This is a genomic window from Sneathiella sp. (assembly GCF_002694385.1).
GTDB lineage: Bacteria > Pseudomonadota > Alphaproteobacteria > Sneathiellales > Sneathiellaceae > Sneathiella.
Map to the genome: position 1 here is coordinate 1 of NZ_NZMB01000001.1, position 19,039 is coordinate 19,039.

Below are 19,039 nucleotides of genomic sequence, written 5' to 3' on the forward strand. Positions count from 1 at the left end.
CAATAGTCAAACTGTTTACTTGTTCCCGTAATTGCTTGTTTTCGTTGGTTAGAGCTTCACAAGCTAAAGTCATAGAGTTTAGTGCACGCTCTAGAATAGCTGTGCTGGATTGATTAAATAAGGTTCGGTTAGTGGCAGGGACGGTCATTTGATTATTTCAATTAGGTCATCTAGCACCATGCTAGATAGTTCTTTTTTTTGTTTTAGTCTTGTAAGAATAGCTTCATCTACAGTTTTAGGGACAACAAGGTCAATATAAGTGCATTTGTTATTTTGTCCTATGCGATGAATTCTATCTTGGCTCTGTAGCCTAGTTTCTAGGCTGTAATTATTAGAGTAATATACCATTGTAGATGCGCGGTGCAGTGTCAAACCTTTGGCTGCTGCAGAAGTAGCAATAAAGAAGTTTGCTAGTCCATTTTGAAAGTGCTTTACAGCTTTATTACGTTGAGAATTGGATTCATTACCGCTAAATGTAACTACTTGATGATTGCCATACTTTTTAGCTAGTGCGTCATAAACACTTTTAACATTGTGACGGTAGGCACAGAACACTACCAAAGGCTGTGTAGTCTCTGCAATTTGCATGAGAGTAGCTATCCTGTTGTTGTCAATGGGGTGTTCTGTGCCTTCGTCGTCGGTTATAAACCCTGTTAGAATTTGATGCAATTTAATTATTCTAGTCAGGGCTATAGTTGTGGTAACCAAGCTACCACTATCTAACAATGCAAGGCAGTCATCTTTCATTGTTTTGTAGATACGCTGTTGCTCAGGCGTTAGTTCAACAGCTATTTTTGTAAAAGTTTTATCTGGCAGGTCTAGGCAATCTTTCTTTTCAATACGAAGACTAAATGGTTCAAGTAACTTAGTTAGTTGTTCTAGGTTTTGATAGCCAATAATTTTACGGAATGAACGACTGCCCATTGTCATGGTGGTTTCTACAGCGAATGCGTGTTTGAATGCTGTATATGTATTGTATGGCAAAGCAGATTTATGTAAGAACTTACACTGACTAAATAAATCTAAAGGGCTTTGTGTGATTGGTGTGCCATTTAGTATCCATTTGCAGTTAGCCATTTCAGATAGTTTTAGCACTTTCTTAGTTTGAATAGCTTTGGGATTTTTAATACAAGTAGATTCGTCTACGATCATGTGTATTTCATGCTGCGCAGTTTCTAGAAATTTGTTTACAGTGCTGTAGCCTGTAGGAGTGCGTAAGGCTTCTACATTGATTAGCAGTATACGAGTTTTATCTGTTGTATTTAAGAACCTGGTAAAGTCTTGTTTACCTTTTTTAGTTTTAATTGGTCCTTTCCAGCAGTATACTTCTACAGGTTTAGCAATGTGGGCAGGTATTTCATTGATTGCCCAGTTATGGTGTAGTCCATTTGGAGCTATGACAACAGCGTCTACAATGTCGTCAGCGTTTTGTAGGATGTCTAGCACCATTTTTGTTTTACCTGTGCCCATTTCACAAAACAAAGCCCCGTATGGGGCATCTACAAAGCGTTTAACAGCATCTTCTTGATGCTTAAATGGTTTTGTTTTGTATATCATACTTGTGGTAGTTTGTAGAATCTATTTGTTATTGGTGTGTGTATATATAAGTTTTGTCTTGCACGAGTAGCTGCAACATAGAACACACGATGCTCATTATCAGGATCATCAAGCATAGCTTTGTAAGTGATGTCTGTTACATCAGGTAAGACAACTACGTTATCAGCTTCTCTACCTTTAGTGCCGTGTATAGTATTTATTTCTATATCACAACAATTTTCTAATTTACCGTCTTCTTCTGCTTTAAGCAACAGTTCTTTTGTAATATCTGGTAATTTAAATATTAGATTCCANTTAGCTGTAGTTTGAAGACCNAAGTCATCTACTANTTGATCTTTGTCAAAAAGTTCTTCATCAGGCATAGCGTCCATNAGTTTCTTAAAGCCTCGTTTTACAACACGCCCAGTAGGTAAAAACTCCTTATATAGTTCTTTTATTGTTGCAGCTTTAAATTTATAGCCTCTGCGTAGTTTCTCCCACAGTATAATATAATCTACTTGTTTTTGATTAAACCATGANTCACCNCTAGCNGANACAAACAAAGATTTCTTTTTNATTAGTGCATCTTCAAAGTATGACATATATATTTTGTTNCGACATAGAAANAACCAAGTTCCTTGGCTTGTGTNTAAGTCNANTATACTATGNANNTGTNNTACTNTGCCNTNNGGCACAGCACTAGANATAGAGTATTCTTGTTTTTGTGATATTTGTTCTGCAATCTTTTCNGANTANTCTAAGAACTGGTTTTGGTAGTCGGTAAGATGTATCNANGACTGTGCGNTCNCCNTCCATGTTAATTANTGATTGTGGGTCACCACCTGCAAATTTGTAAATGCTTTGTTTGTCNTCNCCTGCTACATATATTGTTGTTGCATTTTTTGTAATAACATCAATGGCTNTCCANTGTAAGGGAGATAANTCTTGAGCTTCGTCTACAAAAACATAATCAAAGTCAAACGTTGCATCTTCTGCAACAAAGACTTCTAGTTGATCTGTAAAATCGTATTTACTTATTTTGCTTCTGTAAGTTTTGTAGTTGTCGTGAAACTCTTGTAAGGTCTTTATATTTACACGAGAGTTTAATTGATACTTTATTACAGACTCTGCGTTTGTGCATAAGTTGCGCATTAGGCTGTCAAGGTATAGTAGTTGATTGCCTAGTGATGAGTTAAATACAAAGCCATCGCCACTAGTGCGAATGTTACCAGTCATTGGAACATCTATAAGTTCACCAAACTCTTGATAGTCGGCTCTAGTGAGCATTTGTTTTCTTGGTATACGTCTATAGCACAGTGCATGTAGTGTGCTAAATCCTTCAAGATCTCTTATACTACACTTTGGATTTTTAACTAGTGCTCTGTCTATAGCTTCTTGTGCACCTGCTTTTGTAAATGTTGTAAATGCAATGTTACCTGGAGCAGTCTCTTCTAGGCAGGTAGACAACAGATTCATTAGTGTTGTAGTTTTACCAGTTCCTGCACTGGCAACAAATATTTTAGTATGGCTCATTAGTGTTAAAGTCTGGGAACGGTGTGCTTGGATCTATACGCAAGTTGTCTTTGTGTATGCGCCAGCATCTTACGTTTAATTTAGGTGATTTGATTGAATGCGTAACTGCATCTGCTTTTAATACTTGCTTGATAGCAGAGAGTATTTTGTTGTCAGGCAGTTCTTTGAAGCGTTGTTGATTGAGATAATCTTTGAGGTCAATCATTCTAAACAAATAGAACTGACCTCTTTTGACGGGACCACTTTTGATTCTGTCAGTATCTTCACTAGCGTTTGCACAAAACATCGACACATACTCCACTAGCTGACCAAGAGGAGTCATCTCAAATGGTATTTCAATTTGTGTGCAGTTCTTTAGCAGTAAGTTTTGTTGTTTGACCCAGTCTTCTTGTTTGATAGGTGGATACTTAAACAACAGTTTCTCCATAACCTTTTGGTTAAACTGGTTAAAGTTGTCGAACTGTTCGGTGGTAAGTTGCAACTCTGCATCATCTAAAGTTAAGAACCACAGGGGTGGATCACTCTTAAGTTGTATAAGTGATCGGTTGTTAGGCAGGAACTCTTCACCACCAATACCATACTTTCGTTGACCACAAAGACTAGCGTCACAGTATTTGCATAGCGGTTGGCTGGAGCATTGATACTTGTAGTCTTTTTTGCCATAAGAGTTAATGATGGCTTCTACTTCTCTGTCCTCTAGTGGTTCTGAGAACTTACGATTGAACTGCATAAGTTGATGCTTCCAATCAGTAGGATGTGCTTTCTTTAGATATACAGCGACATTGGAAAGTGTTACATTACGAGACTCGCTGTGTTGCGCACGTTTTTGAAAGATGTAGTTAAGACACGGAGGACCTTCAGGTAGTATATCTTCGCCTGAAGCTGGAACATTCAGTTCTTCAAACTGTTCTTTAGTTAGCTGCTGTGTTAGAGCGTAGTTAATAAATTCTTCAGGATTGAGTGCTTTGCCGTCTTTATCAAAGCCATACTGTAATGTAGGGTTTCCAGAGTATGGCATGTTTATCCAGTTGCCATACTTGCTGTTGTCTTTACGATCACCTATCTTTGGTTGCTTGGGATATATCTCACAAGCACCCTGACCAAAGAAAGCAGAGAAAGATTTTAGTTTGTCGATAACGTTGTATGCAGATACTTCTTCAGAGAAGAACAAGTATACATGTGCGCCACCTGATTTAGAACGGCATACAACAAAGGGTAGTTTGTTTTCTTTTACCTGTTGTATGATACCTTCCAGGGTTTTTGAATCTTGGTATACGTCTACGTCTAGTGCACCCCAACGAACTTGGTCTTCGTTGATAAGTGGAGTGCAGCCAATGATGCGTTCACCTTTGAGGTGTGATTCCCACACTGTTGGATCTATGGCTTCTTTGACAAGAAATGATTTTGAATCTGCTTTACCGTCACGATTCCGCGTCTTACCCGTAAGTGATGTTTGACCATACACGTTAGGGTTGGACACGAATAGTTCGTGAAATTTAAAAGACAGATCTGCTATAGGAATCATATAAAAATAAAAGCCCCCATCCCCCGAAACTCATAAGGGGATGGGGGCAACCTATTTTAGTAAGGCATTGCTGCCGAGTCTACTAGCTGTGGTTTCTCTTCTGTTTGTAGAAGAGGTGTATCTGATGCAGTCTTGTATGTATCAGATGCTAGCGAGAGGATTGATTCATCATCTTCGAAGTCAAGAACCTTGGGTTCTACGAAATCAAAGTTGTAGTAATCATCTCCATTCTTGCTAGTTTCTAAGACAGATTTCAGTTTCCAACTTTGTGCAAACAATGGTGGAGCAATGCTTGCGTCGTCGTATCTGAAACGATTGATGTCTTGTGTGAGCTTGCGTGATACGCGAAGCTGTGATGATGTGAAAGGAATAACTGCTTGTTCCCAAGAGTCATTTACTTTCATCAGCACGAACCAATAAGTTGTGAACTTAAGTTCGTTGTCACCTAGCCATTCGTCGTATTGACGTTCCCGTCCTTTCTCGTAGGCAGGGTTGCTGACTACGGTTAGTGGATGNTTGCCAACAAAGCCACCGCCNTTTGAGCGTGGAATCCANTCTGTNTAGATGGACTTTGTATAGCATGGAACTATCTCTACAGGTTGCTCTAATACACTTTGCGTTTTAGCAAAGAAGAGATCGCCTGACTCAGCCCCCTCNATGTATTCATCTTTTTGTTTCTTGAGCTGGGGGCTCAAGTCCTGTAGGATACGAATGAAGGGCAAGGATGAACCTGAGTCTAGGTTCTCTGTGCCTTGTCCTGCGACTGTTGTTATATCGAATGCCATGATTCTNTATTACTTCTTTCTATGTTTAGGTTAGTTTCGCTCGCTGACCTTGGTANATACCAAAGGCTTCACGAGGTAAGGATTCTGCCAGCTCTGGGTCTTCCAAAGCATCNCGACAGAAAGATTTGAGAGTTGCATGATGTATGGCNATCTTACGATCTGCATCAATACCATACTCTTCNTTGAGTTTGGTAGTGAGTTCTTCAGCNACACCATCATCACCTCTATCCAAAGATATAGTGATTTGATTTTTGATAATCGAATCATTGTTTGTTTCTCTNAGCCAATCAAATGCTACACCAGGATCTTTGATACGAGCATCAACAAACTCGTTGATTTGTATNTTAGCTCCAGTGTCTAGTTGTATTAGCTTGAGTCCATTCTTGTTCATAAGATCAGGAATCAACTCTTCAGAGATTTGTTTGCGTATTGCTTTGAGCTGACTTAGTTCTGCTTCTTTAGCAGCAATGTCATTGTCAGCTTCTTTGAGTGACTCACTNAGNGCTGTGATTTCTTGTAAGTCNCTTGTTTCTACATTTTCTGTAGATACGCNTTCAACNTCAGCTACTGGTATAATATCTGATTCTTCTAATAAGGGATCNGTCATTGTTATTGTTTGTTTACGAGATCACCAAGTCGTGCATATCCTGCNATNTCAACCCAGTTATCTCTTTTGTTTTTGTTTAGTTGTCTAATAGACTTAAGAGCAATCATNGCAAGGACTACTTGNGTAGGTGTTACTTNTGTTTCGAATATNTCAGACCACATTCTAGCAGTCTTACGAAACTCANTANNACAATCTCCATAGTCTTCATGNCTGTCATTGCTTGTTATTTTTAGTGCTGTTTTTAGTATATCCATAGTTCTAACACCACGTTGCTCCCAAATCTATATCAGCAACAACGGGCACTTTAAGAGGAATAGCATTCTCCATGATNAATTTTAAGTCAAGNCTTTCTTGTTTATTTTTAACCATGCAGTTAATTTCATCATGAACTGGCAGCCTAAGATCAAAGCCAGCTTCGTGTGCATCGACCATTGCTTTCTTTGCTTGGTCAGCNGCAGAGCCTTGTATTAGTCTGTTNAGTCCCTTGCTGGTAAATGCACGGAATACTCTGTTTGTTTTNAATCTGCCTTGNGCTATNCGTTTNGTTTTGATTGGTTTATCTCCAAAGTCAGATATCCAGAAATCAAAACGAGCTCTTCTACCAAGTATNGTTTTTATGTATCCNTGATGNCTGGCTTTGTTCATAACGTTATCAAATAGTATTTTTAAGAATGGAGCTTCAGCATTGAANTTACTCATAGTTGAACTACACATCTCTTCNGATATGCCTAGTGTTTCTGCCATCTTTTTGTTTCCCATACCNTAACTAATACCNAAACATAACATCTTACAGGTNTCGTATGGTANNCCTGTTGCACGTTCAAAGAANGTATATAGTTTTTCTCCATTAGCAAAAGCATCTCTAGCTTGTTCTGCTTTGGGCAGCGGTTTGCCAAACTGACCAAGCANTGCATAGTGCACTTGAAGTCTTGGTTCTTGAGAGCTGTAGTCTGCTTTGCACCAGAGTGTATCTGGCTCTGCTANGTATAATGTTCTGATTGCTTTACCTATCTCACTACGTTTAGGAACTTGCTGCANATTAGGGTTACTAGAAGANAGTCGACCAGAGCGTGTGCCGCCCTGGTCAGATGCNGTNTGTCTNAAGTCNGCNTGAATGCGACCTTTGTNGNTNCCTNTNAGTATNATNTCNTCAATNAATACTTTACGCAGNCGATTGATACAACGGGCTTGGTATATNTCTTTTACTGTTTNATGTTCACAATGTTCTAAAAATGTTTTNGATACAGANTAGTTNCCTTTTTCTGTTTTGGGAACTACAAGACCTAGNNGANTAATATACTCTCCTAGTTGNTTGGGTGACCAAATGTCCAGTGTGCCAAACTTTTCTTTGAGNTTGGTTTCTTGTTTGAGCAGTTTAGTATTTAGTTGGTCAGCTCTATCTATATCTACAGGGACACCTTTGAGTGTCATNTGTAGTAANATAGGTGTAAGCTTACACTCTAGCTCCCAGANATNCCATAGNTCTTGTTCTTTGAGTATNGGTATTTGATGNTGGTATACATCCCAGGTATTACGAGCATCTATNTCAGCATACTCACCTACATATCTAGCTGGTAGTTTCCACATATCACCTTTGGGATTGTAGCCGTAGGCTTTAGCAGCTTCATTGAGTTTATCTTCNAACTTAGTTTTGTTTAAGTATTTCTTAGATAGGTTGTTAAGGCTNTATGAAAACTGTTCTTCATCTATCAATGCTTCAGCAANCTGAACGTCTCGGACTGGACAAGAGACTCTGATGCCTAGAGACTCAAGCCAGCCGAGATCGTATGCAGCGTTAGCGAACAGTATTTCTTTACTGTTTCTAACTAGGTCCTTAACGAAAGAAACAACTATGCCTTTATCCAAGTTGTCCCCATTCAAGTGATCAAAGGGTAAGTATACNTGTTGATNGCTATCTGCAATAGCAATCCCAGTTACTTTACCAGCACCTCGTTTGTATGATGGTCCAGTTTGTTTTAGGTATGGATCATAAGTTTCTAGATCAATAGCTACTATGTTTTCAAACTGTGGTAGTATAACTGGAGGTCGCCATAATACATCAGAGGTAATTACATTCAGTTCTGTTTGCATGCAATAGTGGTTTTATTTTTAGCCAGTATTTTTTTGTTGATTGTTTTTTGTATCCGTTTGGTCCACCGTTGTGGATTCTTACGATGTCTTGAGATGTAACGGGTCTTCCTAATCTTTTAGGAGTTGCATATCTAGACATATACGCAAGAAAAATATCTATACTTTTATCCCTATCAAAAGCATCTTTGTGAACCCAGTCGATGTTGGCGAACTCTGCTGCATCTGCAACATATGCTTCAGTTAGTTGTAAACATCCATATGATTTGCCACTATCTCCTACAGCATAATTATCACCACCACTCTCAATAAGAATAATGGCAGCTATAATCTGCATTAGAGATATCATTGTTGTGCTTTTTGTTTACGGATGTTTGCATGAATAATTTTATTTACTTTTTTGTAAGTTTTATTATTCATACGGGTTTGTATTTCGTCGTCAGTAAGATCTCTAATGAGTCCTTTGTTGCGTGCCCACCGAGCAATATCTCTGTGTTCCTGGTATGGATCACCTTTCATAATTTCAGTAGTCTTAACGTCTACTAAATTTAATAGTGCTTCTAGCTCGGATGGATCTGGCATTGTAAATTGGCTGATTAGCAACGTTTGATGCTAATCAGTTATCTAGGATGGATGCGTGGGTGGACCTCGTCATATCGGGTGGACCTCTTGCCTTCGCCTAGTCTGCACAAGTCGCTTCTCTAAGTCGTGCAGAGTCACTTAGTATCGGACGTATGCCACCATGTGGCTTGTCGGAAAGTGTTGAATAAAACTGTTTAAATCCTGCTGAGTCAAGAGCATAAGTTACCTCAGTAGCAGGAACAATACCATCTTCAGTAATAGAACTTGGATTGTAAGTAGTGGCTACTAGTCTCTTAGTTTTTGGGTATGCTGAGAGTGTGATACAACGCGGGACATCATCTTGCGCAATCGCGTTCGTTCTGATATGGAACGCTGCTTGCTCAGAGCGTATTTTTGTAGTCTCAAACTTGCTCTCAATAAGGTAGATTCCGAATGGTAAGATGACCATGATATCAGGAACTCCATTCCCCGTAGTAGTTTCGATACGCTGAGCGCACACTTTATGATTAGATTGTTCATAAAACATCCTCCTTATCCACTTGTTGAACTCCCGTTCCGTTTTCATATGAAATGGTTTGGAGTCCATTGATAAGTTCCTTTTCTGTAAATGCAACACCCAAGTTGCTTTGTTCTTGAAGAAACATCTTAACTGATTCAGTAACTTCTTTATATTCTGGAGTTTTGTGAAAATCTTCATCATCAAACATACATATTAAATCAACTCTAACATCTTCTTCATCTATTTGTGAGTGCATAAGCTCTGAAACTTTAGCACTTTGTTGGTTGTATTGGTAGTATGTTTGAAGTATTTCTTCATACTGCCAATCTGTAAGCACGGCTTCGACGAAACACTCAGCTAGAGTTTGTGTGTCATCTAAAATGAGATCGTCTTCGATGGCGTTTTTTTTGCTAGAATACGAAGGAGTGTGATAGCCACCGTAGTCCCAACCCAACGTTTGTTGATTACCAGCGTATGACGGCGTTGTAACTGAGTAAGTTCTTTTACTGACATTCTGCATTTCAACATCAAACTTGTATTGCTTTACATTGGGCAGAGTGCACACGTCCATTTTGTGCAGCTCGTTACGAGCCTGGTCTTGTATCTTTTTGGGAACACGACATGTTTTCTTGAACGGCGACTCATCCATTTCAATGTAAGTATGAGCATCAAGTTCAGCATGTGAACCACCTAGAGTGATACGAAAGTGAACGTCAACCTTTTCATCGTTGTTAAGTTTACCAACGGTGAAGTGTAGACCCTCACGATTTACTTCGTCTGCTTCGTCTGTGCCAGATTGAAACGCTGAACTAGAACAGTGATGGTGCACTGTGCCAAACATAGTGTCTGGGTATGCAGCACGTTGTTTGATGTAGTCAGGGTGATCAGGAGACGACTTGACAGTCATGCCAGCAGTCTCTTGTGGTGGAACCCAGTATAGCCAGGGCTGTGGTGCAGCTTCGTCATAGAAGAGATACACCAGAGTCTCTGACTTGAGTTCGTCATAGCTTTGCTTCATGAAAGCAAGGATCTCTTTCCACATGTGAAGTGGTATCTTTTTACCATTCCATGTGGGTGTGAGGCTTTCAGCTGAAACGATTTCAGATACTTTACGAAACGTTGTAAACAAAGGCGTTACAACTGGTTCGTATATACCGTTGTCGTAATAGACTTTAGCTGGCTTTTTTGCTGAGTTCTTCGACATCTTGGATAGTTATGGTTTGCATTCTAGAAAAGGTAGATTGAAACTCAATAGGCATATATATTATAGTATTGTCTGAGTTTGCAATTTTACCACGAGATACACCGAACCACTGCCATAGTAAGTAGTTGCCAAAGGATGCGGCAACTTGATTAGCNATTGCAAGTTGTGGTTCTGATTCAAGTGCTATGCCTTGGCAGCTGATTGGGCTGCCTGAAGTATCTGTAGCAATTTCAGGNTAGCGAACAAGTGGATCTAGCATTGGCAAGTCAANTTGATTTGCNAGATGTGGATCATAGTAGAACGCTTGGCTTGTATGATACTCGTTGGCACACACAACNATGTTTGTGTTGAGCATCTTAGCTGCGTCAATAGCTGCTTTGCGAGCAGGGTGATTGTCAACTGCACAGATGATAACGTCTGCTTGTGAGAACCAATACTTGTATTCTGTGTCTAGCATACCTAGGTCAAAGTATGACCTGATTGCCTGACCTTCAGACTTTTTGAAGTTGTATTGNTTCATTAGAGCNACACATTTGTGCTGCCCTACCATGTTGTTACGGAATAGTTGACGGTCGAGATTGTTCTTTTCAAGAACATCGCCGTCAACGATGGTTGCGTGAAGGTCAAAGCTGTTACGCAAAGCTGGTAACATGTAGCTTGTGACACCACCCGCACCGATGATTACTGCATTTAGTTTAGGTTTCATGATTATCTAGTTGGTTGTAAAGCCGCTGACCGATTGGATCTGGCTTAAGTTCACGATAAGCTTTGATGTAGCGTAGGATTGCACCACGNTTACGACCACAATCTNNATACTCNTTGCGTAGTATNTTGAACAGAATACGCGTATCNTCTGCATTGAGTGGGTTATCTACAGGGTATGTATCAAGTTCTCTTTGAGCTTGATCTCGTATATTCTGATTCATACCGCTGTAGTATCTGCGGTTTACACCGCGAGAACTAGCATCTTGCAGCCAACTGTGGCAGTTTTCTGCAGTTACAGAGGCAGTGCTGATTGATTTGAATATGTTAGAATTTGACATGTTGAACGAAGTCAATGACCTTTGAGTTTGTGTGTTTCATGTAGAACCTGTGATCATTGTCAGTGATTAGCCCTGGCTCTGGAAGACTGCATAGAGTATCACCGCGTTCAGTGAATCGCATATACTCACGTTCGCGCTCACTGTTTCTGAGATCGTTGTTGCATGGCGAACGATACAGATTGTATATGTTGCCAGTAAGTGTATCTAGTTCAAAGCCTCGACTGAAGTCTTGTCGCCAGTCACCACCAGTGCAGATACGACCGTCATCAAATACATTAGCAATGTTTGGAACATACGGTGTTTTAGTTTCGTCTAGAACAAATAAGATTGGACTACCAAACTGGCAGCTATGTGTATCCAGTGTGACAGCAATGAATAGTTCTAGTCCATCTAAGGTTGGTCGCCAAATAATAGATCGTGTGTCTGGTATCTCACGATCACCTGTGTTGCCAATGCCCAGAGAGTAATGTGGTTGTCCTGCTTGTTTCCACAACCAGGATTCTGGAAACGGAAACTCGTTTAGTTTGACAAACGTAGTTACAATGTGCGGTTGGTGACTGTATACCATGCTGTAAGTTGGAATATTTTTATTCAGCTCTGGTATACTTATAGTTTGTACAAAAGGAAAAATGACAGGAATGCCATTGTCCTTGACAGCTGATAGTATCTGGTCTGCATTGTGCACAGGAGATACTACTGTAGTGCGTTTGTAGAATTTACCGTCGCTGCGTAGGATAAACTCTTGGTCTAGATACTTTTCTGACATAATAAGAAGTGAGCAGTTTCATCTCGTGCTCAGGAGGGTAGGTGTTAATTCACAAAGTGAGCAGTTTCATCTCGTGCTCAGGAGGGACTGGTGTTAAGCCTTGCTTGAAGCTTGTTGCTCCAAAGTAATAGCTGTGAACGAGGTAACATACTCGTGTCCTTCTAGTGTGCGACCACCAGAAACGGCACGGACGTTCTCGGGTGCAGACAGAGCTGCGCGGATGCCATTGTCGCTGACTACGTCAGAGATAGTAGCTTCGTTGTCAAAGTCACGGGTGACAGAGTTTGTCATACCGTAACGGATTGTTACACTTGCCATAATATATTTGGTTTATGTTGTTATTGTTCTTTGTTATTTTTTGGCTACTCACCAAAAATAAAGAAAGTTGATTTTTGTTTGACATAGTATACATAACATGCACCATTCAACTCACAAACGGGTTATTCATGCTGTTTGTTTTGTTATTGTTATTGTTTATCATAGTGGGTAGCCACCGCCCTCGCGTGGACGGTGGCTACTTTTCTACTACTATGCTGATGCTAACGTCGTTTCCGATTATCACATTCTCTGAGAAACCGATACGCGTGCTTGGTCATGAATGACTTTGCGAACGTAAGGGCGAGAGGAACGATTACCTTTAGCATCATTACGCCTATCTTCTTGGTTACCATAAGAAGAAAAGGTCTTTGGTATAACTAGTGCCATTAGTATGGTTTTTATGGTGAACCACAGTCCTGTGAAGAAAGCGGTAATCATGCCTGAGAACGTGCCAATGAACAACATAGGCAAACCAAAAGTCACTAGTATATCTAGTTTCTTTCGGTGTTTGATTACTCGGTGAACTCCAAGTGTGCGTGTGCACACAAGGAGAATACCGAGTGAAGAGAAGAATGATAAGATTATGATCTCCATCTGTTTACATCTTTGGTTGGATCTGCATACATGTGAATATAGCCGCGAAGAACGCCTTTCTTGTATCCACGCATGCCACATGCACTCTCAATATCGTAGATGCTACCTGACTCTAGTAGAGTCTTGAATAGTCTACGTCTTGCTTCTTTGGTGCGGTAGGCTGGTTCGGGTAGTGACTGTTGATACAAACCATTGAGTAACCCGATGTTGCCTCGTGGTTTGCCGTTGTTCATACGCAAGGTATCACCGACGTAATGTGAATCGTCTGGGTCACATTCTGGATCTTGCACGAATGCATCTTGATATTCAAGCTTGCGGACGTGCTGCTCAGTTTCATCAAAGAAGCTTTGATCTTCTGGTGTGTATACAGGTTCCTTGGTAGTAGGCTCATCCAAGTGAGTGTAATCAATAGAAGAGAGTTGTGAGGACTTCTCTTGATAATACAGCTTGCGTATGCGTCGCATAGCCTTGGTGTCTTTGCGTCTGCATGCACTGGCAAATGCTCTACGAATGTCTAGTAAGTATTGCTCTTGTTGTTTGGCAAGTGCCTGCATGCACGACATATCGTCGCATAGCTGATCATCACTTGGATGAGAATGTTCTTGATATGACTTTGATTCAGCAAGCCATTGATCAACAATGATCTGAACCATTACATCGTCATCGTCGCGGGGGACAATGCCGTCGCGTATAGATTCACGTCTGATTGCCTTGGCTGTGCGCTTGGCTTCTTTGTAGAGCTGAGCCCACCAGAATTTGTATTCACTGATTACGTGACCGTCTTCTTCACGAACGTCGTAACGTTCGGCATTGGAGATACCATATAGGATTTCTTGTATTGTATATTGCATAGTAGTTTTGATTTTTGTTCGGAATGAGATGTGCGTTCGCAAAAACGCACGCACATCTCAATTCCGAACTAAGATTCCAAATCCCAGAGATGAACTTTCTTTTCAAGGGCTTTGAGGTTGCGTCTGATTTTGATTTCATCCTTAAGAATACCTAACGCATGACTCACTCTCTTGATACTTGAACATAGTTTTGATTGGACTATGTCTTTCTTTTTGATTGTGTTTTCTGTGTCGTGCGATGCATATGGGATCTTTTTACCATTGTTGACAGAGTAGCCCCATAGTTTGACTATCTTACCTTTTTGGTATTTGCGGATCTCATAGTGATCTTTGACCTTGTCGGTCTTGATTGCTACTCCTGAGAGTAGTGTATCTTTTGCAACTTCTTTGCCATCAATGACAAGAGTATATATTGTTTTGTTTTTCATAATAGTATATATTTATTTTTTTGTGTGCAATAACTGCTCAACTAACTCACTACATTACATGAGTTAATTGTTTTATTTTTTGATTTTGGTTTAACTTATTTATTTCTTTTTTGGTTGGTGGTGTGTTATTTCATGAATATCCACGAAATGTCCGTTTCTTTTGAAGAACTTATTGAAATCTTTAACACTTCCAAAGTTTAATACTTTGTTAGTTGCTTCGTTGAATAGGCAGTTGATGGTGTTTCTTTTCCAACTGTATCTTATTGACACTTTATATGCATAGTGATTCATAGTATATATTTATTTTTTCTTTTTTTCTTTGCACGAATATGGGATGCCGAGCCGAAGCCCGACATCCCAAGTGCGCTACGACTCGTCGTGGCGTTCCTTGCGCTCAGGAGCCTTGAACTCGGTGACCACTATGAACTCCGACTTGCCGTCGTCCACCACGTCGAGGTGAACCTCTGCCCCTTTGGGGATGGAGCAGTCGTGGTAGACTCGGACGTATTCGCGAGCCTCATCGCTTTGGACGAGGATGGTCGCTCCGAAGTCTCCTGACTCAAGAGGCTCCGCGAAAGAGCGGACGCATTTGCCGACTTTTTCGGTTATTGTTTGGGTGGTTGCTTTTGCTTGTTTAGGCACGTTTTTCCTTTCGTTAGGTTATGTTGAGACCAGATTGGTCACCCACATGGAATGCAGGTTCTGTCAAGGTGGAGATTTGTGTTTTGTGGATCTTAAGATTCACAAAACTTTTATCACAATGACAGCTCTGCTGTCACTATCTACAAATTCTACCTTGACAGGTTCTGGTGACCAATCTGGGCTCAACATGTTCTAACGAAAGAAAAACCTCATACTGCCTAAACATGCTAAAGTGACCACCCAAACATTTATCCCAACCGAAAAAGTTGGCAAATGCGTTCGATCTTTTGTGGACTTGAGTCAGGTTTCCAGACTTCGGTGCGACCATCCTCGTCCAAAGCGATGTTGCATGACTCGCGAATTCGTCTGAGGCTGCCGCGACTGATTCAGCCCCAAAGGGTTTTACGAGGTCTCGACGTGGTGGGCGACGGCAAGCCCGATGCCTTTGGTCACCGAGTTCAAGGGTTCTGAGTGCCAGGAACGGTGCGTCAGCACCGCTTGGGTGTCGGGATTCGGCTCGGCATGCCATATGGTCGTGGTCGTCTGTATCTTCCTTGTGTGCAAGACCTTGTGAAGTAGATTCTTTTGATAGGGTGCTTCTTTGAAGCACGACTCTTTTATCCTGTTGCTCATGCATCATAACCGATTGCAACTCAATACTTTCCACCATGTGAGTCATGGCTGAAGAGGTCGTGGAATCCGTTGGTGCATGTGCAATAGGATATATGGGTCTCGACGGCAATTTGTCCGACGATTCATGTAGCGAGGCAACTTGAATCTGGAACGATGACCCCCATTGGGGGAAACCGCGAGTCGACGACACATAGAGTCCCTACCAGCATACAAATTTTTGAGTTTTTGCTCACACTTCTCACAGTCAGCTCACACTTTTTGAATCAAGCGCGATGTTATAAGTTGTTACTATTATCAAGGACTTATGTAATTGCTCACACTTCTCACAGTTTTTTAGCCTATAGTAAAATCAAAATAGTTTTCTCAGAAAAAAGTGTGAATTGTGTGAGCAGAATCGTAAACCATTGATACTCTTATAATTTAATTAGCTCACACCCCCTGTGTTTTACTGTGAGCCAGGTGTGAATAGTGTGAGCAACCTTGACAAAGGAACATGAATCATCAATACAGATGTCAGTGCCAGACGGTAGAACATATGCTTCAGGTAAGAAGCCCAAACAAGTTGTTAAGCAACAGGCTGCGAAAAGGAGCAGGTGTCATCGTAAACGTATGAAAGCTGAGAAAGATATGAAGGAAGCTCAAGGCAAGCTTCGCAAAGTAGAGAAAGAGCTTACTGTTAAGCAACAGTTCCTTGAAATGATGAGTCAAGCTCCTACACCAGCTCAGCAGCGGAAGGCACTGCTAGCTTTGTTCTATGACAAGGGCATCAACCCGATTGAGGAGCTGCTTGGCTATGCTGCCGATCCCGAAGTGGACAAGAGAGACAAGATAGCGATATGGAAAGAGATCTGCAGCTACACGCAGCCGAAGCTCAAGAGCGTTGACGTTCAGGGCACACTCAACGGCGAGATGAAGGTGATGACTATAGATTATTCAAAAGTTGCNAAGTCTGCTCTTGCCAATCCCGTCGAAGCTGAAATAGTTGAAGAAGATTACGATGAATTTATGAGCGAGGAAGATAAGCATGAGGACTGATGAACTTAATAAAATCACTGGTATGCTGGGCGANCACTTTCGCCACTACGTTCTGATAGCCTCACACGATGACTCTCCTCTTTCTTATGACGTTAGGTTCAGTGATCCGTATGCAGCAAAGGGGCTGCTGGAGAGTGCAACCGAATACCATGAGAGTTATATTACAAACGGAGCCCCNGAAGATCTTGACGGAGTTCAATGGATAACCATTGAAGAAGACGACGAGGACGACGAAACAGAATACTACTACGAATGAGTGTACAAGTTCCTGCACAGGGATGGGAGCCAAGAGGCTACCAGCTCCCTCTGCTCAAGTATATGTCTCAGAAGAAGCGCAACCTGCGTGCGGTTGTTGCGTGGCATCGAAGGGCGGGTAAGGATTTAACTTGCGTTAACGTGCTGGCTATCAAAGCTTTACAGCGCGTAGGCACATANTGGTACGTCCTGCCCTACGCNAACCAAGCCAGACGTATCATCTGGAACGGCATGACGGGCGAGGGCAAGAAGTTNATTGACTACTTCCCAAGGGAGATAGTCGAGAAGAAGAGCGANCAGGAGATGCGCGTGCACCTGAAGAANGGCAGCGTCATCCAGCTGATGGGCTCNGACGACCCTGACAAGATGGTGGGTGCAAACCCTGTAGGCTGTGTGTTCTCTGAATACAGCATCTCCGACCCGTCTGCGTGGCAGTTGATTAATCCGATCCTGGCAGAGAACGGGGGCTGGGCACTCTTCAACGGAACGCCTCGTGGCGAGAACCATTTCTACAAGATGTTGCTGAAAGCACAGTCGGACGGCAAGTGGTATAGCAGTCACCTGTCAGTCAAGGACACCAAAGCGATACCGCCCGACGAGTTGCGTCGCGCCCGTGATGAGCTGAATAACGAGGCAAGATTCCAATCNGAATACATGTGTTCATTCAAGACTCCAGTCGAGGGCAGCTACTACGGACCGTATATATCTCGCGCCTACCGCGACAAGCGTATACTGGATGAGCTGTCNCCTGATCCNATACTGCCTGTGCACACTGCGTGGGATCTTGGGCATGGACGANGCTACNACNATNTGGTTNTTTCAACTTTTTAAAAACGAGGTGCGCCTGGTGCACTACTACGAGAACAGTGGCGANGGTCTACCCCACTACGCTAGAGAACTAAATAGGTTNTCAGTGCAGAACGACATTGTCTACGGCAAGCATTACGCACCGCATGATATCAAAGTTCGCGAGCTTGGNACAGGTAAGAGTAGGTTGGAGATAGCGAGAAGTATGGGGTTGAAGTTTACAACTGTGAAGAAGCTACCGATCATTGATGGCATTGACGCTGTTCGTGCTATGCTACCAAGATGCTGGTTTAACAAGGTGCGCTGTGCTCGTGGGCTAGAGGCACTCAAGGGCTACCATAAGGAGTTTGATTCTAGCCGACAAGTTTTTCGAAAGACCCCTGTTCATGATTCTAACTCTCATGGGGCAGACGCTTTNAGGACTATGGCTGTGGGGCTCAAGACTCCAAAACTAAATAACAANAAACAAAAANCACAGTATGACGTTGCCGCAATTAGTTGGTGAGGACTACAAGCTCTCACTGATAGATGAGGCTACTGTCCTCTACCACACACAGGGCGAGGACTTTATTAGACTACTAGACCACCACATTAACTGCCAAGAAGGTGAGGAAAAATATTTTTTTTCGTCACCGACCTATCTTCTTATGGGCGAGGTTCAGGAAGATGAGGAAGGNAGGTACTGGCATNTNGCNTACGCNGCNNNNAGGGGNNANTCATCNNTAGNNGTCTTTTTCAAACTTGCNCCCTTTCCACTTGACAGAATNAAATNTTGCAGGTATCAAAAAATGAATGAGGACAACTCTCATAAGTTTTACAAATGGAAAACTCTTAAACGACTAGTTAATTATGGGCTCTAGACCTACACCACCACCACCTCCACCACCACCTCCCGCACCACCACCTCCTCCTGCACCAGTTGCTACTAGACCTTTGCAGAGAGCATCTGCACCTACTCGTAGAGTTACAGGTGCAAATATTATGGGCAGCATGGCAAAGTTGTCGCGCACTAAACAGAAGACAACCAGAAACAGAGTTACTGGTCGTTCGCCTCTAGGCGGTGGTTCTGGAATGTACGGTGGTTAGACTACAACAGAGATATGCAGAGTTGAAGCTGTTGAGGTCGCACCTTGACAGTATGTTTCTTGATGCCCAGAAGTATGTTCGTCCAAACTCTAATAAGTTTGATCACGGACACAGCCCACACCAGGATGATGGCTCCCGTGAGATGTACGATGACACAGCTGTTTGGTGTAATCAGATGTTTGCAAACGGGCTTAGTGCTAATCTAGTTCCTAAGTCTGATCG

17 protein-coding genes and 1 pseudogene are annotated in these 19,039 nt (G+C 41.8%); 1 reads left to right on the plus strand and 17 read right to left on the minus strand.

Going from position 1 to position 19,039, the window contains the following annotated elements:
* Positions 1 to 144: 144 nt before the first annotated feature.
* The 17 genes and pseudogenes from CMN55_RS00005 to CMN55_RS00060 all read right to left on the minus strand — a co-directional run bounded on the left by CMN55_RS00005 (position 145) and on the right by CMN55_RS00060 (position 15,001).
* Entirely contained in the window at positions 145 to 1,557 is a 1,413-nt protein-coding gene (locus CMN55_RS00005; protein WP_293947448.1) for a DEAD/DEAH box helicase, read from the minus strand.
* Positions 1,554 to 2,138: a 3'-5' exonuclease gene (locus CMN55_RS17390; RefSeq protein ID WP_459253624.1), complete on the minus strand. Its 585-nt coding sequence runs from the start codon at positions 2,136 to 2,138 to the stop codon at positions 1,554 to 1,556. The genes CMN55_RS00005 and CMN55_RS17390 overlap by 4 nt, the downstream gene beginning before the upstream one ends.
* A 97-nt stretch (positions 2,139 to 2,235) precedes the next feature.
* A pseudogene (locus CMN55_RS16875) lies at positions 2,236 to 3,102 on the minus strand (UvrD-helicase domain-containing protein); the annotation flags it as partial.
* Positions 3,056 to 4,594 (minus strand): TOTE conflict system archaeo-eukaryotic primase domain-containing protein, encoded by a 1,539-nt coding sequence (locus CMN55_RS00015; RefSeq protein WP_293947450.1) that lies wholly within the window; start codon positions 4,592 to 4,594, stop codon positions 3,056 to 3,058. The pseudogene CMN55_RS16875 and the gene CMN55_RS00015, both read right to left, overlap by 47 nt.
* 56 nt (positions 4,595 to 4,650) lie before the next feature.
* Positions 4,651 to 5,379 (minus strand): hypothetical protein, encoded by a 729-nt coding sequence (locus tag CMN55_RS17395; protein WP_459253625.1) that lies wholly within the window; start codon positions 5,377 to 5,379, stop codon positions 4,651 to 4,653.
* 25 nt (positions 5,380 to 5,404) lie between these two features.
* On the minus strand, positions 5,405 to 5,986 hold the full coding sequence (locus CMN55_RS17400) for a gp33 family protein (RefSeq protein ID WP_459253626.1): 582 nt from the start codon (positions 5,984 to 5,986) through the stop codon (positions 5,405 to 5,407).
* 2 nt (positions 5,987 to 5,988) lie between these two features.
* On the minus strand, positions 5,989 to 6,240 hold the full coding sequence (locus tag CMN55_RS16880; RefSeq protein ID WP_366931915.1) for a DUF6378 domain-containing protein: 252 nt from the start codon (positions 6,238 to 6,240) through the stop codon (positions 5,989 to 5,991).
* Positions 6,241 to 6,244: 4 nt separating this feature from the next.
* The gene (locus tag CMN55_RS16885; protein ID WP_366931916.1) at positions 6,245 to 8,077 is read right to left on the minus strand and encodes a DNA polymerase; all 1,833 of its coding nucleotides are present in this window, start codon (positions 8,075 to 8,077) and stop codon (positions 6,245 to 6,247) included.
* Positions 8,046 to 8,411, minus strand: coding sequence for a hypothetical protein (locus CMN55_RS00020; RefSeq protein ID WP_293947451.1), 366 nt, complete (start codon positions 8,409 to 8,411; stop codon positions 8,046 to 8,048). Before CMN55_RS00020 ends, CMN55_RS16885 begins: the two co-directional genes overlap by 32 nt.
* Before the next feature lie 8 nt (positions 8,412 to 8,419).
* Positions 8,420 to 8,656 (minus strand): hypothetical protein, encoded by a 237-nt coding sequence (locus tag CMN55_RS00025; RefSeq protein WP_293947452.1) that lies wholly within the window; start codon positions 8,654 to 8,656, stop codon positions 8,420 to 8,422.
* 97 nt (positions 8,657 to 8,753) lie between these two features.
* The gene (locus tag CMN55_RS00030) at positions 8,754 to 9,182 is read right to left on the minus strand and encodes a hypothetical protein (RefSeq protein WP_293947453.1); all 429 of its coding nucleotides are present in this window, start codon (positions 9,180 to 9,182) and stop codon (positions 8,754 to 8,756) included.
* Positions 9,172 to 10,359, minus strand: coding sequence for a hypothetical protein (locus CMN55_RS00035; RefSeq protein ID WP_293947454.1), 1,188 nt, complete (start codon positions 10,357 to 10,359; stop codon positions 9,172 to 9,174). The genes CMN55_RS00030 and CMN55_RS00035 overlap by 11 nt, the downstream gene beginning before the upstream one ends.
* Positions 10,328 to 11,065, minus strand: a complete 738-nt coding sequence (locus CMN55_RS00040) for a ThiF family adenylyltransferase (protein ID WP_293947455.1) — start codon at positions 11,063 to 11,065, stop codon at positions 10,328 to 10,330. Before CMN55_RS00040 ends, CMN55_RS00035 begins: the two co-directional genes overlap by 32 nt.
* A 323-nt stretch (positions 11,066 to 11,388) precedes the next feature.
* Complete coding sequence (locus tag CMN55_RS00045; protein ID WP_293947456.1) at positions 11,389 to 12,168, minus strand: hypothetical protein; 780 nt, start codon at positions 12,166 to 12,168, stop codon at positions 11,389 to 11,391.
* Positions 12,169 to 13,067: 899 nt separating this feature from the next.
* Positions 13,068 to 13,985 carry a hypothetical protein gene (locus tag CMN55_RS00050; protein ID WP_293947457.1) on the minus strand — a complete coding sequence of 306 codons (918 nt, stop codon included), beginning with the start codon at positions 13,983 to 13,985 and terminating at the stop codon, positions 13,068 to 13,070.
* Positions 13,986 to 13,999: 14 nt separating this feature from the next.
* The gene (locus CMN55_RS00055) at positions 14,000 to 14,359 is read right to left on the minus strand and encodes a hypothetical protein (RefSeq protein WP_293947458.1); all 360 of its coding nucleotides are present in this window, start codon (positions 14,357 to 14,359) and stop codon (positions 14,000 to 14,002) included.
* A gap of 366 nt (positions 14,360 to 14,725) precedes the next feature.
* Positions 14,726 to 15,001, minus strand: coding sequence for a hypothetical protein (locus CMN55_RS00060; RefSeq protein WP_293947459.1), 276 nt, complete (start codon positions 14,999 to 15,001; stop codon positions 14,726 to 14,728).
* Between the two features lie 3,808 nt (positions 15,002 to 18,809).
* Here CMN55_RS00060 and CMN55_RS17405 point away from each other — a divergent pair.
* Positions 18,810 to 19,039 (plus strand): portal protein (locus CMN55_RS17405; protein ID WP_459253627.1); only part of this gene is annotated, 230 nt, incomplete at its 3' end.